Consider the following 22,543-nt stretch of genomic DNA (forward strand, 5'->3'; position numbering starts at 1 on the left):
GCCTTAAAAAACACCATTTTTTGCACTTTTCAGAGGCCGCTTCCAGCCCTGAAAATGCCCTTCCTTGATCCAGATCAACGCCTTGCTCCACACGGTGTGCATGGGCTTTTTGCGGGCCCGCCAGACACCTCGATCCAGCCCCCGCCACCGCCCCTTCAACCGACCCTCGATTGCCCCATCGTCAGCAAGGCGCGGTAACACCCGAGGCGCCGTGCTTCAGATTTTTCTGGCATGCAATCTGCTTTTGCCGTCCTCGCCTCCTGGCCGATGAGTCATCGGTCGGTCAGCACAGGCGGCGTCAGGTGAGCCACCACGACGCCCATGCCACTCGATAAAAACAGGCCACCCCCGTCGCCCTCGGGCGTCGGGAGGGCTAGCCACTCGCCCCTTGCATCGCCTTGCAACGCTTCGGAGAAAGTCATGTTCTTCAGAAAAGCCGTGTCCACGTTGTTGTTGAGTGTCGCCTGCGCCAGTGCCGCGCAGGCTGAAGTGAAAGTCGGGGTGATCACCTCCTCCACCGGCCCCATCGCCCTGGTCGGCTTGCCGCAGAAGAACACCGTCGCCCTGCTGCCGACCCAGGCCGGCGAGCAGACGGTGAAGTACATTTCCCTGGATGACGCCAGCGACCCGACCGCCACCGTCAAGGCGCTGAAGAAGCTGATCGACGAAGAAAAAGTCGACGCAATCATTGGCCCAAGCGGCTCGCCCAACGCCATGGGGGTGATCCAGTTCGTCGCCGAAGCCGGCGTGCCATTGCTGGCGCCAGTCGGCACTGCCGCAGTGGTGCTGCCCATGACCGAGCAGAAGAAATGGGTGTTCAAGACCACCCAGAACGACGACCTGATCGCCAAGGCGCTGTTTGAGTACATGAGCAAAAAGGGCGTGAAAACCCTGGGCTTCATCGGCACCGCCGACCCCTACGGCGAGAACTGGGCCAAGGTCATGGGCGGCCTGGCGGCCGAGCACGGGATCAAGGTGGTGGCCAATGAGCGCTTCCAGCGCCAGGACACCTCCGTCACCGGGCAGAGCCTGAAAGTGCTGGCCGCACGCCCCGACGCGGTGCTGGTGGCGGCCCCCGGCAGTTCGGCGGTGATGCCTCAGACCACCCTGTTCGACCAGGGCTATCGCGGCCAGGTGTACCAGACCCACGGCGCCGCCCTGCCGGACTTCCTCAAGCTGGGCGGGAAGAAGGTCGAGGGCACCATCCTCGCGGCGAGCCTGATGCTGGTGCTCGACGAAATCCCTGATTCCCACCCGTCGAAAAAGATCGCCAGCGACTACACCGCCGCCTACCAGAAACTCACCGGCAGTGCGCCCGCGACCTTTGGCGGCAACACCTTCGACGCCGGCCTGCTGTTGCAGAAGGCGATCCCGATCGCGGCGCAGAAGGCCGCACCCGGCACCCCGGAATTTCGCGCGGCACTGCGTGATGCCCTGGAGCAGAGCCACGAACTGGCCGGCACCCAGGGGGTTTACAACATGACCCCGCAGGACCACAGCGGCTTCGATGAGCGCGGTCGCGAGCTGATCGTGGTCAAGAACGGCAACTGGACCCTGTTGCGCGACAACTGATCGAACCCGGGGCACGTCATGCCTGACGTGCCCGACCCGCCTCGCGGCCGCCCCCGCCGAGGCCGGTCCAGCGTGATATTCAACCGGTAGAAAAAAGAGCTCTCATTATGAATTTCCAGATAGCCATGCTGCTGGGCCAGGACGGCATGACCAATGGCGCAATCTATGCGCTGCTGGCCTTGTCGATCCTCCTGGTGTTCACCGTGACCCGGATCCTGCTGATCCCCCAGGGTGAATTCGTGACCTATGGCGCCTTGACCATGGCCAGCTTGCAGGCCGGGCAACCGACCGCACTGATCTGGCTGCTGCTCGGGCTGACGCTAATCGACTGCCTGCTCGACCTGTGGGCCGCCGCGCGTTCGAGCCGGGCCTTTGCCTTTCCGAAACGGATCCTGCTCAAGCTCGGCTATGCCCTGCTGATCGCCGGACTGATCCGTACCCTGCCCCTGGCCGAACTGCCGATGGCGATCCAGGCCCTGCTGACCCTGGCGCTGGTGGTACCGCTGGGCCCGCAGATCTACCGCCTGGTGTTCCAGCCGATCGCGTCGGCCAGTTCCCTGGTGCTGCTGATCGTGTCGATTGCGGTGCACGTGAGCATGGTGGGTATCGCTCTGCTGCTGTTCGGCCCTGAAGGCGCGCGCACCGCGCCGTTCTCCGAGGCCGGCCTGGAGCTGGGCCCGGTGACGTTCAACAGCCAGACCCTGTGGGTGCTGGCGGTGTCCCTGGGGCTGATCGTCGGGCTCTACCTGTTCTTCGAACGCACCCTGTACGGCAAGGCCCTGCGCGCCACCGCGGTGAACCGCATGGGCGCGCGACTGATGGGCATCTCGCCGACCCTGGCGGGCAAGTCGACCTTTCTCCTGGCGGCGCTGATCGGCACCTTGTCGGGGATCCTGATCGCGCCCATCACCACCCTGTATTTCGACTCGGGCTTCATCATCAGCCTCAAAGGTTTCGTCGGCGCCATCATCGGCGGCCTGGTCAGCTACCCGGCGGCCGCCCTCGGCGCCCTGGCGGTAGGCCTGATCGAAGCGTTCTCGATGTTCTGGGCCAGTACCTACAAGGAAATCATCGTGTTCACCCTGATCATTCCGTTCCTGCTCTGGCGTTCGCTCACCAGCCGTCATGTGGAGGAAGAAGAATGAACCCGCGCTACCTGTTGCTGGCCCTGGTGCTGATCCTCGGCATTGCGCCGCTGGCCTTGCCGCCCTACTACGTGACCCTGCTCAATTACATCGGCCTTTACACCCTGGTGGTGCTGGGGCTGGTGCTGCTGACCGGCGTCGGCGGCATGACCAGCTTCGGTCAGGCGGCCTTTGTCGGCCTGGGCGCCTACACCTCGGCCTACCTCACCACCACCGAGCAACTGCCGGTGTGGCTGGCCTGGGCCGGCAGCTCGCCGTGGCTGAGCCTGCTGGTGGGGGTAGTGCTGACTGCCGGCGTGGCGCTGCTGCTGGGGGCGCTGACCCTCAAGCTGTCAGGGCATTACCTGCCGCTGGGCACCATCGCCTGGGGCCTGTCCCTGTATTACCTGTTCGGCACCCTGGAGTCCCTGGGCGGCCACACCGGGGTCAGCGGCCTGCCGTCGATCTCGCTGTTCGGCCTGCAACTGGACAAGGGAGAAAAGATTTTCTACCTGATCTGGGTGATTCTGCTGGTGGCCATCGTCATCACCCAGAACCTCCTCAACTCCCGGGAAGGCCGGGCGATCCGCGCCCTCAAGGGCGGCCAGTTGATGGCCGAGTCCATGGGGGTCAACACCTTCCGCTCGAAGATGGTGATCTTTGTCATATCCGCTGTGTTCGCGGCGATCTCCGGCTGGCTGTACGCCCACACCCAACGCTTCGTCAACCCGACCCCGTTCGGCCTCAACATGGGCATCGACTACCTGTTCATGGCGCTGATCGGCGGGGTCTCCAGCGTCTGGGGGGCACTGCTCGGCGCCGGCATCCTGACCATGCTCAAGCAGTGGCTGCAGGACTTGCTGCCGCACTTGCTGGGTAACACCGGCAACTACGAGACCATCGTCTTCGGCGTGCTGATCGTGCTGTTGATGCAACGCGCCCCGGGCGGCCTGTGGCCCATGCTGGTGAGCTGGCTGCCGGCGCGCCTGAAGATGCGCCGGGCAGCACCTGCGGTCGACCTCAACGCCGCCGCCCTGCCGCGCCGCGAGTTGCCGGCCCATGGCCAGAAGATCCTCGAAGCGCTGCATGTGACCAAGCGCTTTGGTGGCCTGGTGGCCAACAACGACATGAGCCTGGCGGTGCACAGCGGTGAAATCCTGGCCCTGATCGGCCCCAATGGCGCCGGCAAGAGCACCCTGTTCAACCAGCTGTCCGGGGTCGATACCCCGACCTCCGGCGATGTGCTGTTCATGGGGCGCAAGGTCAACGGCCTGAGTTCACGGCAAGTGGCACGCATGGGCCTGAGCCGGACCTTCCAGCACGTCAAGCTGCTGCCGGACATGAGCGTGCTGGAGAACGTCGCCATCGGCGCCCACCTGCGCGGCCGGCAAGGGGTGATGGCGGCTGCGCTGCACCTTGAGCGGCGTGAAGAAGCCGAGCTGCTCAACGAAGCACGGCGCCAGCTGGAACGGGTCGGCCTCGGCGACTGCCTGCATGAACAGGCCGGCAGCCTGGCCCTGGGCCAACAGCGGATCCTCGAAATCGCCCGCGCCCTGTGCGCCGACCCATGCCTGCTGCTGCTCGACGAGCCGGCGGCCGGCCTGCGCCTGAAAGAAAAAGAAGCCCTCGGGGTGCTGCTCAGCCGCTTGCGCAGCGAAGGCATGGCGATCCTGCTGGTGGAGCACGACATGGACTTCGTCATGGGCCTGGTGGACCGGGTGGTGGTCATGGAGTTTGGCCAGCGCATCGCCCAGGGCCTGCCCGAAGACGTACAGAAAGACCCGGCCGTACTCGAAGCCTATCTGGGAGGCGTGGAATGAGCAGCGCAATGATCAATACGCCGATGTCGGTGCCCTCTGAGCCCCACGGTGCAGCCCTCGCGCAGCCGCGTAACCTGGTCAGCGATGCGGTGCTGGAAATCCGCGACCTGAGCGTGGCCTACGGCAAGGTCGAAGCCCTGAGCAACGCCAGCCTGAGTGTGGGCAAGGGCCAGATCGTCACCGTGATCGGGCCCAACGGCGCCGGCAAGACCACCCTGCTCTCGGCGATCATGGGGGTCCTCGGTTCCCGGGGACAGGTGCACTTCGACGGCAGCCTTGAAGGCCTGCCGGAGGTCGAGGTCATGGTCGCGCGCGGGCTGGGCCTGGTGCCGGAAAAACGCGAGCTGTTCACCAGCATGAGCGTGGCCGACAACCTGCTGCTGGGCGCCTTCCAGCGTCATCGCCGGGGCGATCGCGATTACGCCGCCACCCTCAAGGAGGTCTATGACCTGTTCCCCCGGCTGTGGGAGCGCCGCGAGCAACTGGCGGCGACTCTTTCAGGTGGCGAACGGCAGATGCTCGCCGTGGGCCGGGCGCTGATGGCCAAGCCCAAGCTGCTGATGCTCGACGAACCGAGCCTGGGCCTGGCGCCGCTGATCACCCGCGAGATCTTCCGCATCATCAGCGCCCTGCGCGAACAGGGGGTGTCGATCCTGCTGGTGGAACAGAACGCCCGCGCCGCGCTGCGGGTCGCCGACTACGCCTATGTGCTGGAGACCGGGCAGATCGCCATGCAGGGCCCGGCCCGGCAACTGGCCGACGACCCTCGGGTGATCGAGGCCTACCTGGGGCTGGCCAGCAAACACCAGGAAATGCTCGCCACCTGAGCCACCCTGGCGCCGCCCCCTTGCAGCGCCCGCCCTGGCCAGTCATCGGCCAGGGCGGCCTGCCCTTGAAACTGGAGTCGCAATGAACACGTCCCCCATGCGCATCTGCATCGCCGGTGCCGGCGCCATCGGCTGTACCCTGGCCGCACGCCTCGCCGCCAGCGGCCAGGCGGTGAACGTGCTGGCCCGTGGCACCACCCTGGCCAGCATCCAGCGCGACGGCATCCAGCTGTCGGACCTGGACGGCGAGCACCGGGTCCGGGTCAATGCCAGCGACGATCCCCGGGCCTTCGGCGAGCAGGACCTGGTGCTGCTCTGCACCAAGGCCCCGGCGCTGGCCCAATTGCTGCCGCAGATCCAGCCGCTGATCGGCGCCGACACCGTGGTGGTGCCGGTGATCAACGGCGTGCCCTGGTGGTATTTCCACGGCCAGGAGGGGCGCTTCAGCGGGCAGCGGGTGAAGGCCGTCGACCCGCAGGGCCTGTTGACCGACGCCCTGGACCTGCGCCATGTGCTGGGCTGCGTGGTGTTTATCACCGCCCACTGCCCGACGCCTGGGGTGGCCCTGGCGAACAACCCGCACCTGATGATTTTCGGCGAGCCCGACAACCGCCTCAGCCAGCGTCTGGAGCGGGTACGGGCGCTGATGGAAAGCGCCGGCATCGAGGCCCGGGCCACCGACCGCATCCGCGACAACCTGTGGACCAAAATCATCGCCAACATCACCTCCAACCCGTTGTCGGTGATCACCGGCGCCACCCTCGAACAGCTCTACAGCCTGCCGGAACTGCGAGCACTGGTCAGCGCCTCGCTCCACGAAACCCTGCTCACCGCCGCCGCCCATGGCGCCCGGGTCAGCATCGACCCGCAGACCTTTCTCGAACTCGGGGCGGGCATGGGCCCGGTGCGCACCTCGATGCTGCAGGACTACGACAAGGGACGCCCGCTGGAGCTGGCGGCGATTGGCGACGCGGTACTGGAACTGGCCGAGCACATGGCCATCGCCATGCCGATCACCCGCAACCTGATTGCCCTGGCGCGTTTTCGCGGCGACCAGGCGCGCCACTGAACCTCACCCGCACAAGGACTTCGACATGTCGCAACTGACTTCCCCCACCGCCTCGCAGCCCACGCAAAATTGCAGCACCGAAGAATGGGCCCTGCGGGTTCAACTGGCCCACTGTTACCACCTGGTGGACTTCTTCGGCTGGACCGAAACCATCTTCAACCACATCTCCGCGCGCCTGCCCGGGCCGGCGCACCATTACCTGGTCAACCCGTTCGGCCTCAACTACAGCGAGGTGACCCCGGCCAACCTGCTCAAGGTCGACCTCGACGGCAAGAAGCTCGAAGACTCGCCCTACGACGGCAACCCCGCAGGCTTCGCCCTGCACAGCGCGGTGCACGGTGCACGGGACGACATCCAGTGCCTGATCCACACCCACACCACGCCGATCTCGGCGGTGGTGATGAAAAAAGCCGGCTTCGGCCACAACGATTTCTACGGCGCGCAACTGTACGGCCGCGTGGCCTATCACACCTTCGAAGGCATCACCCTGTTCGACGACGAGAAGAGCCGGATGATCGACAGCCTCGGCGACAAGCACATCCTGGTGCTGCGCAACCACGGCATCGCGGTGGGCGAAAGCAGCATCGCCAAGGCGTTTTTCCTGTTGTGGACGGTGCAGCGCGCGGCGGAAATCCAATGCCAGGCCGGCGCCCTGGGCGGCGAAGACAACCCGTTGAGCGCCGAGATCGGCGAGAAGTGCGCCGACCTCACGGCCATGCTGATCCGCGACAGCGGCTTTGCGGTCAAATTCTTCGACGCCATGGTGCGCAAAATGCACGCCGAGCGTGGCCCGCGCCGCTGACCAGGAGCCTTGTATGGCCAACCCTTTATTGCCAGCAGTCAGCGGCACGTCCCTGGCCGAGCCGGAGATGCCGATCTCGCGCCTCGACCCCCAGGGCACGCTGCTGTGGTGCAACGACGCCTACCTCGAGCTATGCGGCTACAGCCGCGAAGAGCTGCTGGGCCAGCCGCACCAGATGATCAACCACCCGCAGATGCCGACCCGGGTGATCGAGCGCATGTGGCCCACTTTGCGCAGCGGCACGCCCTGGACCGCGCCGCTGATGGGCCGGCACAAGCAGGGCGGAACCTTCTGGTGCAGCCTGTATGTGGTGCCGCTGTACGACGCCGGGCAGTTGACCGCACTGGGCACCACCTACCACCCGCTGCCCGGCGAACTGCTGGCGCCGACGCAACGCCTCTACCGCCGCCTGGGCGCCGGGCAGCACCCACAGGGCCTGGGCGCGCGCCTGGTGCAACACGCCCGCAGCCTGGGCCTGAGCTGGCTGCTGGCGCTGGCGGTGGGCGGCGCCGTGCTCGGTGGCTGGCTTGCCCCCGGTGCCGGGCTGCTGGTCCTCGGCGGGCTGCTGGCCGCCAGTTGGCAATGGCGCGCCCGGCAACGGGCCGATAGCCGCCAGGTGTTCAGCCGCCACCCACAGGTCTACAGCGACGGCCTGCTGGCCGCCCTGCACGGCGACCACCCAGGCCACGCCAGCCGCTTCGGCATGGCCCTGGACACGCAGAAAACCCGCATGCGCACGGTGATGGCGCGCATTCGCATCAACGGCCAGACCCTGCGCCAAAGCGCCGAGGAATCGTCGCTGCTGGTCCAGGCCCAGGCCGGGCAGTTGCAGCGCCAACTGCAAGAAGCCGAACAATCGGCGGCGGCGATCCACCAGATGAGCGCGACCATCCAGGACCTGTCGCGCAACCTGCATCAGGCCGCTCAGGCCACCCAGGCAGTGGACCGCCTGGCCCACGACGGCGAGCGCATCGCCGAACAGAGCCAAAGCTCGATGACCGGCCTGGGCACCTCGGTGGAAGACATCGGCCAGGCCGTCAGCCAACTGGCGGAGTCCATCGAGTCCATCAGCGGCATCGCCCAGGTGATCCGCAGCATCGCCGAACAGACCAATCTGCTGGCCCTGAACGCCGCCATCGAGGCCGCTCGCGCCGGGGAAACCGGGCGCGGCTTCGCAGTGGTCGCCGATGAGGTGCGCAGCCTGGCCACCCGCACCCGCGAGTCCACCGAACAGATCCAGCACTCTATCGAGCGCTTGCGCAGCGGCAGCGCCCACGCCCTGGCTACCGCCCAGCGCGGCCAGTCGGCGACGCGCCAGTCACGCAACGATGTGGAGCAACTGCAACAGGCGCTGCACCGGATCGGTGGCGAGGTCGGGCAGATCACCGGCATGAGCTTGCAGATGGCCACAGCCATCGAACAGCAGGGCCAGGTCGCGGAGCAGATCAACCAGCAGATCACCCAGATCGTCAGCCTGGCGCAAACCAGCAGCGAGCAATCCCGGCGCAGCACCCAGATCGGCCAGGAACTGCACCGCCTGGCCAATTCCCAACTGGAGTTGGCGGAGCGTTTTATCGACGGTTGAGGCGCTGTCGACAGCGCAGGTCAGGCCTGGCGACGCAGGGTCGCGGACGGCAGGCAACCGTACTGGCGGCGGTACTGGGTGGCGAAATGGCCGAAGCTGCTGACCCCGTGGTTGAGCAGGATATCGGTGACGCTGCCCGCCGGCCCGGCCTGTTGCAGGGCGGCGTGCACCAGGGCCAGGCGCCGGGTGCGCAGGTAGTCACTGGGGGTTTGCTGGAGGAACCGGGCGAAGCCGTTCTGCAAGGTGCGCACCGAGACTTCGCAATGCCGCGCCAGCTGCGCCAGGGCGATCGGTTCCCCCAGGTGCTGTTCGATGTAGTCCCGGGCCTTGATCACATGGCGCGGCATCGGTTGGCGCTGCTCTTGCAGCAGGTCCGCCGAGTAATTGTGGGGCAACTGGGTCAGCAGCACCGACAGCAGGTAGTCCGACAGGCCGCCGCCCATGGCCGAGGCCAGCAGGCTCTGGCTGGCCTCGCCATGCAGGCGGCAGATGTAGTCCAGGGTGGCGCGCACCACGGCCAGGCCCGGGTGCCCGGGGTCGACCTGGATCTCGAACACCAGGGGCTGGCGCAAGCGGCGGTTGAGCAACTGCTGCAACTGGCGCTCCAGGGCTTCGCGCTCGATGCGCAGGATCAGGTTGCGGCAGTCCTTGTCGATGCGGATAAAACTGCGCTGGGACGGCGAGGAGATGGTCAGCCCACCCTTGTGCAGCACCGCACTCTGCTTGCCCAGGGAGACCATGCCGCCCCCTTCGAGGGTGACCCGGATCAGGTAGAAACTGGTGATGTCGCCGGCGTCGATATCCACCGGCGCGCCGTAATGCAGATCGAACAACGCCGAGCTGCCGAAGAACACCCCGTACAGCCGCGAGTGCAAGGCCCCGCCCTGCTGCATGCGCATGTGGTGCGGCCACAGGTAGTGGCTGACCTTGTCCCTGACCTCGCCAAACCCGGCGGAATTCAGCAGGCAGTGACGGTCGAGCAAGGACAGGTCATCAAGCATGGAAAAAACCTCGGCAAGCCGCCGGCCAGAGCCAGCGAACAGGTGAAAAATTACTGGAAACGGAAAGCAATTTTCACGCCACGCCACGGCTTTTTGCATCTGCGGAACAGGCCCTGCGCCTGGCGCATAGAGCCGCGCCCGGCAAGGGCCTAAAAAGGTTCCGGGCCCGCTGCCAATCCCTCGCAGCCCCGCCCATTTGCCCAATAACAACACTCCCGTGCACCCGGCACAGGCACCCGGGTAACGCCGACGTCACCGATTCACCCATTGGCAAGACCTGCTGCCGCCGACCGCTCAGCCACCCACAAGGGGCCAACGTACATGACCAGCACCGCCACCACCCGGGTCACCGCAAAAAGCTACGCCTACGAATGGTACGTCGTTGCCATTTGCATGCTGGCCTACATGTTTTCCTTTATCGATCGCCAGATCCTGGCGCTGATGATCGAGCCGATCAAACAGGATATGCAGCTTTCGGACACCCAGTTCAGCCTGCTTCACGGCCTGGCGTTCTCGCTGTTCTACGCCTTTATGGGGATGCCCATCGCGCTGCTCGCCGACCGTTTTTCCAGGCCGCGGATCATCGCCATCGGCATCGCGTTCTGGAGTATGGCCACCGCCCTGTGCGGGCTGTGCACGACCTTTGCGCAGATGTTCCTGGCGCGCATTGGGGTCGGCATCGGCGAAGCCGCGCTGTCCCCCGCCACCTACTCCATGCTCAGCGACATGTTCCCCCGGGAAAAACTCGGGCGGGCGGTGGCGATCTATTCCATCGGCTCGTTTATCGGCGGTGGCATGGCCTTCCTGATCGGTGGCTATGTCATCGACCTGCTGAAAAACCTCGACAGCCTGATGGTGCCGCTGCTGGGAGAAATGCGCCCCTGGCAGCTGACGTTCGTCCTGGTCGGCCTGCCGGGCCTGCTGGTGGCGCTGCTGATTGCCCTGACCGTGCGCGACCCGGCGCGCCAGGGCCTGAAACTCGATGCCGACGGCCAGGTACGGGCGCCGAGCATGGGCCAGGCGCTGCGCTTTCTGACGCTGCATCGCAAGACCTTCAGTTGCCATTACCTGGGGTTTTCCTTCTATGCCATGACCCTGTTCTGCATGCTCAGTTGGTCGCCGGCTTTTTACATGCGCAGCTTCGGCCTGGCCCCGAGCCACGTCGGTTACCTGCTGGGGGGCATCGTGTTGCTGGCCAACACCAGCGGGGTGTTCTGCGGCGGTTGGCTGGTGGACTGGCTGGCCCGCAAGGGCTACAGCGACGCACCGATGCGCGCCGGGGTGATCGGCGCCCTGGGCATGGCGCTGCCGGCGGTGCTGTTTACCCAGGTCGGTGATTTGGGCTGGTCGCTGGGGCTGCTGGCGGTGGCGATGTTCTTCGCCTCGTTCCCGATGCCGGCCTCGACGGCGGCGATGCAGATCCTGCCGCCGAACCAGATGCGGGCGCAGATCTCGGCCCTGTTTTTACTGATATCGAACCTGATCGGCCTGGGCCTGGGCACCAGCCTGGTGGCCCTGGCCACCGACCGTCTGTTCCACGATCCGTTGCAGGTGGGCGCCTCGATCTCCCTGCTCAATGCCGGCGCCGTGGTCCTGACCCTGGTGCTGCTGGGCAAGGGTTGCGGCCACTTTCGCGCCAGCCTCAAGCACGAAGGGCTGGCCTGAGGCCGCGCTCCAAGGGCCTGCGCGCGCGGCTGTGTTGCGGGTGGGCTCGCTGGTTTTTTGCCAGGCCCGGCGCGACAATGGCCGCCGCGCTACGCCATGCCCGGGCCTGCTGCGGTCGACAGCCCGCGTGCAACCCTCTATAAAGCCAGCTCATCAGAAAAGACTACGCGACCCTTTATGACCACCCCGAAAAAACGCCTGAGCCGCTACAACCCCGCCAGTGAAGATTTCAAGAAAGAAGAGTTTCCCTTCTATTGGCTGGCGCGCCTGCACGGTCGTTATTCCATGGCCATGGAAAAGGCGCTGAAGAAAATCGACATGGACATTCCGCGCTGGCGGATCCTGTTTATCCTCAAGGAAAACGGTGAGTCGAGCATTTCCGAAATCTCGATCCACGCCATCGCCAAGCTCTCGACCATCACCAAGATCGTCTACCGCATGAAGGCCGACGGCCTGGTGGAAACCAACACCAGCGCCAGCGACGGGCGGGTAACCCAGGTGTCGCTGACCGACCTGGGCCGCCACACCATCGAAGAGATCCAGCACGGCACCAGCGATATCTTCCGCACCAGCTTCAAGGGCCTGACCGAAGCGCAGATCACCAAGCTCAACGGGACCCTGGAAAAGATCTTCAACAACCTGCCGGAAGACTGATTCCGAACCGGCTTAGAACGCCAGTTTGTAGCCGATGGAAAACAGCATCACCGCCAGGCACGGGCGCAGGATTTCATCCGAGACGCGCCCGGTCATATGGCTGCCGACCCAGATCCCGGGCAGCGACCCCATCAGCAGGAACCCCAGCAGGTGCCAGTCCATGTTGCCCATGCTGGCGTGGCCCAGGCCGGCGACCAGGGTCAGGGGCACGGCATGGGCAATCTCGGTGCCCACCAGGCGTTTGGTGGCCAGGAACGGGTAGAGAATAAACAGCGCCACGGTGCCCAGCGCGCCGGCACCGATCGACGTCAGGGCCACCATGGTCCCCAGCACCAGGCCGGTGACCACGGTCAGGGCATTGAGCTTCGAATCGCTGAGCTGGTAGTGATCACCGGCATGCCGTTGGGCGAAGGCCAGCAACTTCTTCTTGAACAGAATCGCCAGGGCCGTCAGCAGCAGGACCACACCCAGCGCCTGCTTGATCACCGAGTTCAGGGCCTGGGGATCGCCGTCCAGGTTGTTCAGGAACCACAGGGTCGCGAGCACCGCCGGCACACTGCCCAGGGTCAGCCAGCCGGTGATCTTCCAATCGATGTTTCTGTTCTTCTGGTGTACCAGCACCCCACCGGACTTGGTGATGGCTGCATACAGCAGGTCGGTGCCCACGGCAGTCGCCGGGTTGATACCGAACCACAGGAGGATGGGGGTCATCAACGAACCGCCCCCGACGCCGGTCATGCCGACAATAAATCCGACTACCAAGCCTGCAATCACAAACCCAAAATTACCGACATCCATTAACACATGTCCTACACATCACGCGGCTATATAAAATTCTGGCGGCAGCATAGCGATTTTTCTTATAACCACTTATATCGATATGATCTGACTTTATAACCAATCAACCATAAGCCGTGGTGAGGGAGCTTGCCCCCGCTCGGCTGCGCAGCAGCCGCAAACCCCGAGCCCGCCGTGGGCCCGGAGCAATCACGGGACAGCCATCGACGCCCCCGCGCGCTGAAGCGCCACCTTGGCCCAGCCGGAGCAAGATCCCTCCCCCTCATTAACCAGAGCAGCGCACATTGATACTTCGCTGGGCAACGAAGTGTCAGCCCTTGCTGGCCCGCAGACTGTGGCTTCCACACCGTCCAAGGCAAAGCGCAATGAATCGAGCAGTATTCTTCGGCAATAAAGTGCTGCTCACGGCCTTTGTCCTGGCCATGCTCGGCTGGGGCATCGGTTTTTATGGGCCGCCGATTTTCATGTACGCGGTGATCCAGCGCAGCGGCTGGTCCCTGAGCCTGTGCTCGGCGGCCGTCACCGTGCATTTTCTGGCCGGAACCCTGGTGGTCGCCAACCTGCCCCGGCTGTACCGGCGCTTCGGCCTGCCGCGCGTCACCTGCCTCGGCACCCTGCTCCTGGCCCTGGGCCTGCTCGGTTGGGCCCTGGCCCGCGAGCCCTATCAGCTGTTTATCGGTGCCCTGCTCAGCGGCCTGGGCTGGGTGACCCTGGGCGCGGCGGCGATCAACGCGATCATTGCTCCCTGGTTTGTGCGCAAGCGCCCCGCCGCCCTGGCCATGGCCTACAACGGCGCGAGCCTGGGCGGGGTTATTTTTTCATCGGCCTGGGTCTACCTGATCAACCGCCTGGGCTTTGCCATGGCCGCGCTGCTGGTGGGCGCCCTGGCCCTGGTGACAGTGGCGAGCGTCGCGCGCCGGGTGTTGAACAAAAGTCCCGCGCTGCTCGGCCAGCATCCCGACGGACTGGAACCGCAGCCCACGCCTGCAGCGCCGACCACCCCTTCCACCGACGCCCCGGTTTCCCTGTGGCGCAACCGCCAATTTCTGACCCTGGGCGCCGCCATGGCCTTGGGCCTGGTGGCGCAGATCGGCCTGATTGCCCACCTGTTTCGGGTCCTGGTGCCGCGTTTTGGCGAACAGCAGGCCGGCCTGGCCATGGGCCTCGCAACCCTGAGCGCCATCGCCGGCCGCACCCTGGTGGGATGGCTAATGCCCCCCGGCGCCAACCGCCGGCATATCGCCTGCCTCAGCTACGGCGTGCAACTGACCGGCTGCATCGCCCTGGTCCTGGCTGGCGCCCATGACAGCCTGATCTGGCTCGGGGTGCTGCTGTTCGGCGCCGGCATCGGCAACGCCACCTCGCTACCGCCGCTGATCGCCCAGGCCGAATTCAGCAGCCAGCACAGCCAGCGGGTGGTGGCCCTGATCGTGGCCTTCGCCCAGGGCTGCTACGCCTTCGCTCCGGCACTGTTTGGCGCCTTGCTGGCCATGCCGCAAAGCGCCGGGTCGAGCAGTGGGTTGTTTATCGGCGCGGGGCTGATTCAGGTACTGGCGATGGGGGTCATGGCCTGGGGCGGACGCTCCAGCAGCAGGCAAGGCGAGCGGACGGCGACCCATGCCTGAGTCGCACTCCTCGTAGGCCACCTGCCTTTTGGAGCATTGAAATCCCATTCGTATAGATACATCAGCGACCAGCCTCCTCGATAACACGGGGAAACCTGGGCTCATAACACAGCAACAACGACAACCAGTGGCCCGTGCCGTGAATAAGAACGACCGGCAGTAGCAGCAAGTTGATCAGGACAAATACCCACAGGCCACTGTGTTGCAAAAAGCGGGTATCAAGCCCCCAAGCGGCCTTGAACGAGTTCCAGGGCCAGGGAAACTTGCTGATCAGTTTTTTCGGGGGCGGGGCCGCCGCAGGACCGTCTTCCATATAACGGCGGATATATTCCCAGAAGGCCAGCAGTTCGCTGGCATTGCGGGTGGGCTTGCCGACGAAGGCCATCTCGATATCGTCAATTGGATTGCCCTGCAGATCTACGCCGTCGCCTTTGTCCCACGCCAGGATTACAAATCCGCCCGTACCTTCCAATTCGGTCATATTCTTATCGATGATGGGCTGAGTCTTGTCCCATTCCAGAATTCGAATGCCCCCCAGATGCTTGGGACGCAGCAGGTATACCTTACGAGTGATGCGATTAAAACGAATAATCAGACGGCGCGCGGTAAAGGCCTCCAAGCGAAAATAATGGAATACATACCTATAGAATAGATAAAGAGCCAGCACCCCAGTGAGCGGGGCTAGAATCAGCCCAAAGATATAAAACTCCCAACCCAAACTAACGTTCATCGGATCCAGAAGATCGCTAATCGCTAGCCATATTGAAGCAAGCGCACCCCATAACAGCATGCTTCCCAACACACCCAAAAAGATAGTAATAACACCTCTTTTCTCGTCACTGGGAGTTCTTAAATCAATATATGTATTGCCATAACAATACAGAGAGCAGTTATCGCAAATAGATTTTGAAACTGACTCATCTATACCCTCCGGGCCGTTGAGTTCGGCTTGGCCAGGTTTGCGCTGTTGGTTCTTGACGGCCTCCATGCTCTCCTCATGGGACATCTGTCTTTTAGAACATTGAAACCCCCATTCGAATAGATACATCAGCGCCCAGCCTCTTCGATAACACGGGGAAACCTGGGTTCATAACACAGCAACAACGACAGCCAGTGGCCAGTGCCGTGAATAAGAACGACCGGCAATAACAGCACATTGATCAGGACAAATACCCACAGGCCGCTGTGTTGCAAAAAGCGGGTATCCAGCCCCCAAGCGGCCTTGAACGAGTTCCAGGGCCAGGGAAACTTGCTGATCAGTTTTTTCGGGGGCGGGGCCGCCGCAGGACCGTCTTCCATATAACGGCGGATATATTCCCAGAAGGCCAGCAGTTCGCTGGCATTGCGGGTGGGCTTGCCGACGAAGGCCGCCTCCATATCGTCGGTGGGGTTACCCTGCTGGTCCGCGCCATTGCTCTTGTCCCAGGCCACAATGACAAACCCGCCAGTACCATCCAGCTCCGTCATGTTTTTATCAATAACGACTTCGGCCTTATCCCAGTCCATTATCCGAATACCCCCCAGATACTTGGGGCGTAGCAAATACACTTTACGGGTGATGCGATTAAAGCGGACGATAATACGACGTGCAGTAAACGACTCTAGGCGTAGGTATCGGAAGGCATATTTTAAATAGATGAAAAGCATCCCCCAAAAAAACAAAGGAAATCCTATCAGGAAAAAATACTCGGACCAATTTATTGGATCTTCAACACTATAAAAGCCCGCGAAAATCCTTGTAATAGATATATAGGCAGTAGCAACCAGCGGATAAAAAACAAGCCATCCAATCCCCCCAAGAAAGATCGTTATTAATCCGCGCTTTTCATCGTTAGGCGTACGCAAATCAATATAAGTATCGTTGTAGGCATATAAGGAGTCGTTGTCATAAACAGATTTTGAAACTGACTCTTGAATGCCGTCAGGGGCATTGAGTTCAGTCAGTCCGGGCTGGCCTTGTCGCTTCTTAGCGGCTTCGATGCTCTCCTCATAGGTCATCAATTTTTTCGACCATTGAAATCCCCATTCGTATAGATACATCAGAGTGTGCTCCCTATCGCGCGCTGCAAGATTTCAAGTTCCTTTTGTTCGGTATCGGCGATGCCGTTGCTGCGGTTTTTGCGAAAGGCGCTGTGGGACAAATAACGCTCAAGTGCATTGGGAAGAAAGAAAATTTCGATAACAACCAGAGCAATAAACAGGACATTAAGCCCGAAGAAAATGCGCAGCATCGGCAGCATTCGTAGTGCCAACATCGAAGAGGCTCCTGATAAACGCGAAAGAAAGGCGCCCAAAAAATGTTTGGCGCCATGCTTTTTGATCAAATATTCTAGATACGGGCCAGCAGAGGCCAGACCAATTGCAATTGAAAGAGACGCTGCCCCTGTTTGCGCACTTGCTCGCAAGAAATAAAATGCAGCAAATGTGTGCTCCCGTAATTTAAAGCTCTCGAGTCCATCTTGAATGTCATACCACGCCCCCACTCCCGCCGCCCCACCCGCCAATACCCCAGCCCCCAATCGCAAACCACTCTTGAACACTTTGGCGCCTTGCTGGACTGCCGCATTGCTGCTTTTTTCCGCAAGGCCTGCCGTCGATGCGCCTATTTCAAGACCCGCCGCCGCGAGCCCCACCATTGCGGCCGCGAGTTCGGCGTACTCTCGGCTGTTCTTGTCAGCGGCATTGAAGCGATTGTGCAGGTTCCACATTTCCAGCATGACCAGTAGACCGCCGAGACGCACCTCAGCCATGGGCCCTTTGGTACCGGCGCGCAGCGCCTCGTCAAAGCTGCGGGAGGTCGCTCGGTCCATGCGGCCCAACGTGCCGCGGCTCAAGGCCTTGCCGTCACGCATTTCCAGGCGGAAGTGCTGCGAGTAGTGGCCCAAACGCGATTTCAAGACCCTGGCCAACAACCAGTTCAGCGGTTTGTCCAGATTGCTCGCCAACGGGCCCTGGAACAGGGTATTGCCCAGGGTGTTGATCATCAGAGCGCCGGCCGCCAGGCAACTTGCCGGTGGCCCGGCTATGCCGCTCTGGGCCAGCGCGTCGAGAAGCGCACCGCTTTTTTCATAGAGGTCGGACAGCTTCTTGAATTTTTCCTGGAGTGTTTGCGGATCAAGGTGAACCAGCGAATGCTGCTGGGGGACCAGCGTTTTGACTTCGTCCTCGAGGGCGGTCTGGTTTTGCGCCAGGGAGCGCCAGAACAGGTTCTCCCGGGAGATATCCGCGGCGCGCCAGCGCTCCAGAAGCGCCTCGCCTACGGCGGTGGCATTCATCCCGACAATGGCTTTTCCCATCTGGTCTTCGAACAGCAGGGCCTGTTCGGTGTCGTTACGATCAAAGGCATCCAGCGCTTCGAGGAACGACTCGCTTTCCAGCCACCGCAGGTGATCGTCGGCGCGGGCATCCTTGGCCTGGTCCGCTTGATCGACCACGCGCTGATAGTCCTTCAGGAAAGCTTGGCGCCGGTCTTCATTGAGGTGCTCGGCGTATTTATTCCAGCTGTCTTGGCGTCGCTGCCGGGCGGTGGCCTGCTGCACTTCTTGCTGATGCGTAGGGTTGCGGTAATTACGATAGGTTCCCGCTGACTGCACGACGGCGTGCCGGTTGCTCATTTCATATTCGCGGTCGGTGTAGCGCACACCGATGTTCTGCTCTGCCTTGTAGTAGCTAGCCTCCGCCGCTTCGGCCAGCAACTGCTTGATGTTTTCTATGGCGAAGGCGACGGTGAGTTTGCGCTTATTGTCGAGGTTCTCTGCGTCCTTCTGCTCCATAAAGGTATCGAGGGGCTCTACGCTTGCATTGCGCCAGGTATTGAGTTCCTGGGTGATGCCGATCGCATCATGCACAACGATAGCCGCCCCCCGGTATTCCTTGCGTGTACCGGCAGGCCGTATTTCGGCTCGAGCCACCTGCAACGGTGGCGGCAACGTGGAATACGCCTGGGTCTTGAGCAGTTCTTTCAACCTGGGCTGGTCGAGCGCTGCAAACTCCGCCACCCGATTGAGTTGGTCCTGAGCCAATACACCGTCCATTACCGCAGGCTCTGCGCAAGCCAGTTTGGCGACGTCAATCGAGGTCAGGGTGTCACGGTAGCGTGGCAATGCACGGTACTTCTTCATTGAATCTTCGGTCAGCGGGGCCGGACTGTAGAGCAGACGAAGGTCGCTGATGTCGTCCACATCATTGACCTTGAACATCCAGGTCAAGCCCTTGATGCCGTCAGCGTCGACACTCGCGGAAGGGGCGGCTTGCCACGGCTTGTGCGCATCGATGTAGCTCAGGGTTCCGAGTTCCGAGATTCGGTACTGGCTATGCCAGGCGTAAGTGCCGTTACTGATGCGCTTGATAAGCACATACAAAAAGCCCTGGCGCAGCGGACGTATGGCGTAGCCTGCCGCACTCAGGGCCGCGACCTGTTGCGGCTTGCTCAAGTGTGCCGGCAAAGACGGCAGCAGTTTCAGTTGTGCAGCACTGCCGCCCACTGCGCCATAGCGCAAGGGGAGGATGGCAAAGGTTCGCGTGCAACTGACCTCTGGACCGCGATCGAGCGCACTGTCCAAGAGCGAGCGGTTTTCAGTGCATTGCTCAAAGGTCTCTTTCCAACTGAACATGGGTATCCTCAAGCGCCTTTCTTGCGCATGCGTAGTTGCAGGGCTTGTGCGAGTGGACGACCCTGGTCTCTGGCTTCCTGCAATGCCTCGTTCCAAATCGGCGAGCCCTGCAGGCTTTTGCCTTGCAAGGCCATCAGGGTGACGTAGTCAATTTTGTCGCTCTGGCGACTCAGCCCCAGGTGATGGGCCTGTGCCAGTAACTCGCGAACCAGCCCAAGCCGGGTGCCATGACAATTCTCATGCATCCCTGAGCGGGTCAGCGGCTCCAGCAGCTGGCCTGCCAAGCGGTAGCTCAGTGGGTCGCCTGCCAGTGCTTTCCAGCACGATGCATCAAGCTCAATCGTTGAAACCCCGCGCAGTGAAGGCTTGTCGTAGCCAGCGAAATGCCGCCAGGCTTTACGTTCCGGGTGCGGGGATACGACCCACCATGAGCGAATCGGCGCCAGCCAATCCGCAATTCCCGGCAAGTCGCGGCGGGCATGCAGCACGGGGAAGGCCAGCTCGGTATGAAAGCGCAGCAGATAGGCCGCACCATCAGGCCCTTGGGCGACGGTGGCCTGGCTCAAGTGCTCAGCCAGGTCAGGCGGGGGCAAGGCGCTGATAAGCCATCCGCAAATCGCATCACTGGTGCACTCAGTGAGGTCGCAGTGGAAATCGTATTGCCCCTGCAGGCACGACTCGGAAGACGCTGCAAAAAGCCAGGGCCCAACGTCCCGCAAATGGGCAAATTCGGGCTGTGGCAATAGCGGCCATCCCGCATACCGCTCGATGACATGCTGCCTGGCCGCTGCCTCCAGGCGGGCCATTTCAACGATGGCCGTCAGTCTGTGTGTCGGCAATGGTCGCAACTCATTCACAATGCCTTCGGCAAATGGAGTCATTGGGCTGTCTCCTCCAACCGAACGACACTGCGCCCTTGCGCAATGGCCTTGAGCAGGCAACCCAGGCAAATCGGCTCTCCCGGCACCGGTGCTGCATCGATGAGGATCGAGTTCGTGCTGCCTGTGGACTCCAGAGTCATTGCTCCCTTCATCCGAATGCTGATGCCATCGAGGACGATGCCAGAGCCGTCGATACGGATGCTGCCACCGGGCCCTCTGATCAGCACTTCATCGGCGGCCTGCAACTCGTAGACCTTGGTCCGATGCCGAATCCCCTGGCCCGCTTGCAGTTCGGATCGGCCTTCCACGCTGTGCTCCTGGTGCCCACCGATGCTGACCCAGTGGTTGGCCGTGGTCTTGTCGCGGCGATGATTGCCCACCTCTTCGAGGCGATCCTTGCCGGTGCGAATCGTCTGGTTGCGACCGATGCTCAGGTCATCGTCCTGGCCGATTTCGTGCCGGCGGTCCTGGCCGATATTGACCTGCTCGTCGTTGCCTACGGTTTCCTTGCGGTCGTGACCGATGCTGATGGTTTCGTCGTGTTCGACTTGTTCGCTGCGGTCATGGCCGACGAAAGTCGTCTCGTCGTGGTTGATGTGGATGTTCTGGTCTTTCTGCGCGTGGACGTAGATTTCTTCCTGGTCCTTTTCATCCTCGAAGCGCAGTTCGTTGAAACCTTCGCCCTTGTGGGTTTTGCTCTTGAGGGTCATCCGGGTTTTATGCCGGGGCAGTTCATAGGGTGGTAGCTGGAGGCGGTTGTAGGTGCGACCGGTGATGATCGGTTGATCAGGGTCGCCGTCGAAATGGTCGACGATAACCTCCTGGCCGATCCGCGGAATGGCCATATGGCCCCAGGTGGCGCCGGAGATGTTTTGCGCGACGCGGATCCAGCAGGAGCTGTATTCGTCTTGCTTGCCGTCGCGATCCCAGGGGAATTGAACCTTCACTCGGCCGTATTCGTCGGTATAGATTTCTTCCCCTGGTGGCCCAACCACCACCGCATTTTGCGGCCCGTCGATCAGTGGCTTAGGCAGCGGTTCGGCGCGCCATTCGGCATCATCGGGGACCAGTTCGGCCTGGTAGCTGTAGTGCGTACCCAACTGCGCCTCGGCACTTTCTTCAGACTGGCTGGTGTGCTGCTTTCCGTGGTGAACGATGCTCACCGGGCGCCAGCCTCGGTTCATATCTTCCCGCGGGTGGCCCGCGAGAGTGAAGGAAATGCCCGGCTGCAGGCGCGGATCATCGCCCTCTACCAGCGCCATGCGTGCATCGCGCCGATGACCGCGCAGGCGGTTCTCGGCGAAGGGTTTTCCGGCCTCGTCAAACTTGGCGCGTGCCGGGTAATCGTAGCGTTCGTATTGGCGACCTTGATGGTCGAGATCGACGCCATCACGGCTGTGCTGATGGCTGTAACGCGGATGGTAGAAGGTGTAATCGCGCTGGGTCTGGCGCGCCGTGCGTACGTTTTCGCTATAGGCGAAGCGGCGCAGAGCCGGTTGTGGCTGATCACCGCCGGGCGTTGGGTTGTATTGCACGGGCTCATCACCCACCCGACCGTGGATAAATAGTCGGTCGCTGTGGACCAGTTGGTGACCTTCGGCACTGTGCCGAAAGGAGTAGAAAAATCCTTCCTCGCGCATGATGCGTTCGACAAAGTGGTAGTCCGTATCTCCCGCCTGCACACAGTATTCGCGGGGCTGATGCTCGGTGGTGAGACGTTGTTCGTAGTCATGAATCAGACCATGGGCCTTGAGCACCGCCTCGGTAATCTGCGGCACGCTAAGGGTCTGAAAAATGCGCCAGTCGGAGCTGAGCTTCAACCGCGCCAGGCGCGGTTCGATCACTGCCGAATAACGGGTGCGCCTGAAGCCGCTGTCGTGCTGAACAAAGGAAGACACCGCGCCGTGCACATGGCGTACGGGAGTCTGGCCATGCCAGAGGGTCATCAGGGCCGAGCGATCGAGCACCTGGCCAAAGTCGATGGCCGGATTAGCACTGGTGAGGTCAACGGCGAGAAGGAAGGTCTCTGAGAGAGCTTCTTGCAAGGTGAACTCGACAACGTCAAAGGACTCATCGCCGATGCTGAAGGTAAAGCGCAAATCGGATTGGCTGGCCATCACTCACTCCCTGTCACTGGGTGCCCTGTTTGCTCCCCAAAGCCTGGGAGATATGCAGGGCTTGCCCCGGCGGCGGGAATTTAGGGCAGAGTTCAAGGGCGGGATATAAGGGCAGTCTGAAACTGACTCAGGTTGGGCAGGCCATGTGGACGCTGAAGAACGACAAAGCGTTTCGTGTCCCTAGGCTTCCACCTCGAGACGGGCATAAGTCGAGGCCGGATTGTTGGAGACGATGCGTCGACCCGAATCGGCAGGCATTGAACACAGGTTCCCGATCTGTCCCGTGATTGCAGGTGGCTTCCAGTCAGGACCCTGTACCCGCACCACACAGGGCGCGCACCACCCACCTTGGCTGTTTATACTGCGCGCCCTTCCCCTTCAATGGACTGA

General features: G+C 62.4%; 17 protein-coding genes. 10 read left to right on the top strand and 7 right to left on the bottom strand.

Translation table 11 applies throughout. The annotated features are described in order from the left end of the window. Positions 1 to 420: 420 nt before the first annotated feature. The 7 genes from ACOZJV_RS34105 to ACOZJV_RS34135 all read left to right on the top strand — a co-directional run bounded on the left by ACOZJV_RS34105 (position 421) and on the right by ACOZJV_RS34135 (position 8,799). A complete protein-coding gene (locus ACOZJV_RS34105; RefSeq protein ID WP_201131774.1) occupies positions 421 to 1,572 on the top strand; it encodes an ABC transporter substrate-binding protein in 1,152 nt (383 codons plus the stop codon). 107 nt (positions 1,573 to 1,679) lie between these two features. After that, on the top strand, positions 1,680 to 2,717 hold the full coding sequence (locus ACOZJV_RS34110; RefSeq protein ID WP_201131775.1) for a branched-chain amino acid ABC transporter permease: 1,038 nt from the start codon (positions 1,680 to 1,682) through the stop codon (positions 2,715 to 2,717). Beyond that, the gene (locus ACOZJV_RS34115) at positions 2,714 to 4,516 is read left to right on the top strand and encodes an ABC transporter permease subunit (protein WP_421549556.1); all 1,803 of its coding nucleotides are present in this window, start codon (positions 2,714 to 2,716) and stop codon (positions 4,514 to 4,516) included. The genes ACOZJV_RS34110 and ACOZJV_RS34115 overlap by 4 nt, the downstream gene beginning before the upstream one ends. Before the next feature lie 23 nt (positions 4,517 to 4,539). Then, on the top strand, positions 4,540 to 5,343 hold the full coding sequence (locus tag ACOZJV_RS34120; RefSeq protein ID WP_078474009.1) for an ABC transporter ATP-binding protein: 804 nt from the start codon (positions 4,540 to 4,542) through the stop codon (positions 5,341 to 5,343). 82 nt (positions 5,344 to 5,425) lie between these two features. Continuing rightward, positions 5,426 to 6,412, top strand: a complete 987-nt coding sequence (locus tag ACOZJV_RS34125) for a ketopantoate reductase family protein (RefSeq protein WP_421549557.1) — start codon at positions 5,426 to 5,428, stop codon at positions 6,410 to 6,412. Between the two features lie 25 nt (positions 6,413 to 6,437). Next, on the top strand, positions 6,438 to 7,214 hold the full coding sequence (locus ACOZJV_RS34130; protein ID WP_201131777.1) for a class II aldolase/adducin family protein: 777 nt from the start codon (positions 6,438 to 6,440) through the stop codon (positions 7,212 to 7,214). 13 nt (positions 7,215 to 7,227) lie between these two features. Beyond that, complete coding sequence (locus tag ACOZJV_RS34135) at positions 7,228 to 8,799, top strand: methyl-accepting chemotaxis protein (protein WP_421549558.1); 1,572 nt, start codon at positions 7,228 to 7,230, stop codon at positions 8,797 to 8,799. Between the two features lie 20 nt (positions 8,800 to 8,819). Here the strand turns inward: ACOZJV_RS34135 and ACOZJV_RS34140 are convergent, their stop codons facing one another. Next, positions 8,820 to 9,800 (bottom strand): AraC family transcriptional regulator, encoded by a 981-nt coding sequence (locus tag ACOZJV_RS34140; RefSeq protein WP_078474008.1) that lies wholly within the window; start codon positions 9,798 to 9,800, stop codon positions 8,820 to 8,822. A gap of 321 nt (positions 9,801 to 10,121) precedes the next feature. Here ACOZJV_RS34140 and ACOZJV_RS34145 point away from each other — a divergent pair, with 321 nt between their 5' ends. After that, positions 10,122 to 11,465 carry a spinster family MFS transporter gene (locus ACOZJV_RS34145; RefSeq protein WP_078473978.1) on the top strand — a complete coding sequence of 448 codons (1,344 nt, stop codon included), beginning with the start codon at positions 10,122 to 10,124 and terminating at the stop codon, positions 11,463 to 11,465. Between the two features lie 177 nt (positions 11,466 to 11,642). Then, on the top strand, positions 11,643 to 12,119 hold the full coding sequence (locus tag ACOZJV_RS34150) for a MarR family winged helix-turn-helix transcriptional regulator (protein ID WP_078473977.1): 477 nt from the start codon (positions 11,643 to 11,645) through the stop codon (positions 12,117 to 12,119). 12 nt (positions 12,120 to 12,131) lie between these two features. On the opposite strand, the gene ACOZJV_RS34155 is transcribed toward ACOZJV_RS34150, so the two are convergent. Next, positions 12,132 to 12,917, bottom strand: coding sequence for a sulfite exporter TauE/SafE family protein (locus ACOZJV_RS34155; RefSeq protein ID WP_078473976.1), 786 nt, complete (start codon positions 12,915 to 12,917; stop codon positions 12,132 to 12,134). 365 nt (positions 12,918 to 13,282) lie between these two features. On the opposite strand from ACOZJV_RS34155, the gene ACOZJV_RS34160 reads away from it, so the two are divergent. Further along, positions 13,283 to 14,542, top strand: coding sequence for an MFS transporter (locus tag ACOZJV_RS34160; protein ID WP_421549559.1), 1,260 nt, complete (start codon positions 13,283 to 13,285; stop codon positions 14,540 to 14,542). Between the two features lie 61 nt (positions 14,543 to 14,603). Here the strand turns inward: ACOZJV_RS34160 and ACOZJV_RS34165 are convergent, their stop codons facing one another. Genes ACOZJV_RS34165 through ACOZJV_RS34185 form a run of 5 tightly spaced genes read right to left on the bottom strand, consistent with a single transcriptional unit; the run spans position 14,604 to position 22,153 of the window. After that, positions 14,604 to 15,530, bottom strand: a complete 927-nt coding sequence (locus ACOZJV_RS34165) for a DUF6708 domain-containing protein (RefSeq protein ID WP_421549560.1) — start codon at positions 15,528 to 15,530, stop codon at positions 14,604 to 14,606. Positions 15,531 to 15,589: 59 nt separating this feature from the next. Further along, positions 15,590 to 16,582, bottom strand: coding sequence for a DUF6708 domain-containing protein (locus ACOZJV_RS34170; protein ID WP_078473973.1), 993 nt, complete (start codon positions 16,580 to 16,582; stop codon positions 15,590 to 15,592). Beyond that, a complete protein-coding gene (locus tag ACOZJV_RS34175) occupies positions 16,582 to 19,155 on the bottom strand; it encodes a T6SS effector BTH_I2691 family protein (RefSeq protein ID WP_421549561.1) in 2,574 nt (857 codons plus the stop codon). The genes ACOZJV_RS34170 and ACOZJV_RS34175 overlap by 1 nt, the downstream gene beginning before the upstream one ends. A gap of 8 nt (positions 19,156 to 19,163) precedes the next feature. Next, on the bottom strand, positions 19,164 to 20,036 hold the full coding sequence (locus ACOZJV_RS34180) for a DUF4123 domain-containing protein (RefSeq protein WP_421549562.1): 873 nt from the start codon (positions 20,034 to 20,036) through the stop codon (positions 19,164 to 19,166). Next, positions 20,033 to 22,153: a type VI secretion system Vgr family protein gene (locus ACOZJV_RS34185; protein ID WP_201131783.1), complete on the bottom strand. Its 2,121-nt coding sequence runs from the start codon at positions 22,151 to 22,153 to the stop codon at positions 20,033 to 20,035. The genes ACOZJV_RS34180 and ACOZJV_RS34185 overlap by 4 nt, the downstream gene beginning before the upstream one ends. Between the last annotated feature and the right edge of the window lie 390 nt (positions 22,154 to 22,543).

The organism is Pseudomonas sp. QD4, from assembly GCF_049199125.1.
Lineage (GTDB): Bacteria > Pseudomonadota > Gammaproteobacteria > Pseudomonadales > Pseudomonadaceae > Aquipseudomonas.

What these genes read in the sequence shown, in the direction of transcription:
- ACOZJV_RS34105 (WP_201131774.1), top strand. Translation starts at nt 421, where the DNA reads ATGTTCTTCAGAAAAGCCGTGTCCACGTTGTTGTTGAGTGTCGCCTGC.
- ACOZJV_RS34110 (WP_201131775.1), top strand. Translation starts at nt 1,680, where the DNA reads ATGAATTTCCAGATAGCCATGCTGCTGGGCCAGGACGGCATGACCAAT.
- ACOZJV_RS34115 (WP_421549556.1), top strand. Translation starts at nt 2,714, where the DNA reads ATGAACCCGCGCTACCTGTTGCTGGCCCTGGTGCTGATCCTCGGCATT.
- ACOZJV_RS34120 (WP_078474009.1), top strand. Translation starts at nt 4,540, where the DNA reads ATGTCGGTGCCCTCTGAGCCCCACGGTGCAGCCCTCGCGCAGCCGCGT.
- ACOZJV_RS34125 (WP_421549557.1), top strand. Translation starts at nt 5,426, where the DNA reads ATGAACACGTCCCCCATGCGCATCTGCATCGCCGGTGCCGGCGCCATC.
- ACOZJV_RS34130 (WP_201131777.1), top strand. Translation starts at nt 6,438, where the DNA reads ATGTCGCAACTGACTTCCCCCACCGCCTCGCAGCCCACGCAAAATTGC.
- ACOZJV_RS34135 (WP_421549558.1), top strand. Translation starts at nt 7,228, where the DNA reads ATGGCCAACCCTTTATTGCCAGCAGTCAGCGGCACGTCCCTGGCCGAG.
- ACOZJV_RS34140 (WP_078474008.1), bottom strand. Translation starts at nt 9,800, where the DNA reads ATGCTTGATGACCTGTCCTTGCTCGACCGTCACTGCCTGCTGAATTCC.
- ACOZJV_RS34145 (WP_078473978.1), top strand. Translation starts at nt 10,122, where the DNA reads ATGACCAGCACCGCCACCACCCGGGTCACCGCAAAAAGCTACGCCTAC.
- ACOZJV_RS34150 (WP_078473977.1), top strand. Translation starts at nt 11,643, where the DNA reads ATGACCACCCCGAAAAAACGCCTGAGCCGCTACAACCCCGCCAGTGAA.
- ACOZJV_RS34155 (WP_078473976.1), bottom strand. Translation starts at nt 12,917, where the DNA reads ATGGATGTCGGTAATTTTGGGTTTGTGATTGCAGGCTTGGTAGTCGGA.
- ACOZJV_RS34160 (WP_421549559.1), top strand. Translation starts at nt 13,283, where the DNA reads ATGAATCGAGCAGTATTCTTCGGCAATAAAGTGCTGCTCACGGCCTTT.
- ACOZJV_RS34165 (WP_421549560.1), bottom strand. Translation starts at nt 15,530, where the DNA reads ATGGAGGCCGTCAAGAACCAACAGCGCAAACCTGGCCAAGCCGAACTC.
- ACOZJV_RS34170 (WP_078473973.1), bottom strand. Translation starts at nt 16,582, where the DNA reads ATGTATCTATACGAATGGGGATTTCAATGGTCGAAAAAATTGATGACC.
- ACOZJV_RS34175 (WP_421549561.1), bottom strand. Translation starts at nt 19,155, where the DNA reads ATGTTCAGTTGGAAAGAGACCTTTGAGCAATGCACTGAAAACCGCTCG.
- ACOZJV_RS34180 (WP_421549562.1), bottom strand. Translation starts at nt 20,036, where the DNA reads ATGACTCCATTTGCCGAAGGCATTGTGAATGAGTTGCGACCATTGCCG.
- ACOZJV_RS34185 (WP_201131783.1), bottom strand. Translation starts at nt 22,153, where the DNA reads ATGGCCAGCCAATCCGATTTGCGCTTTACCTTCAGCATCGGCGATGAG.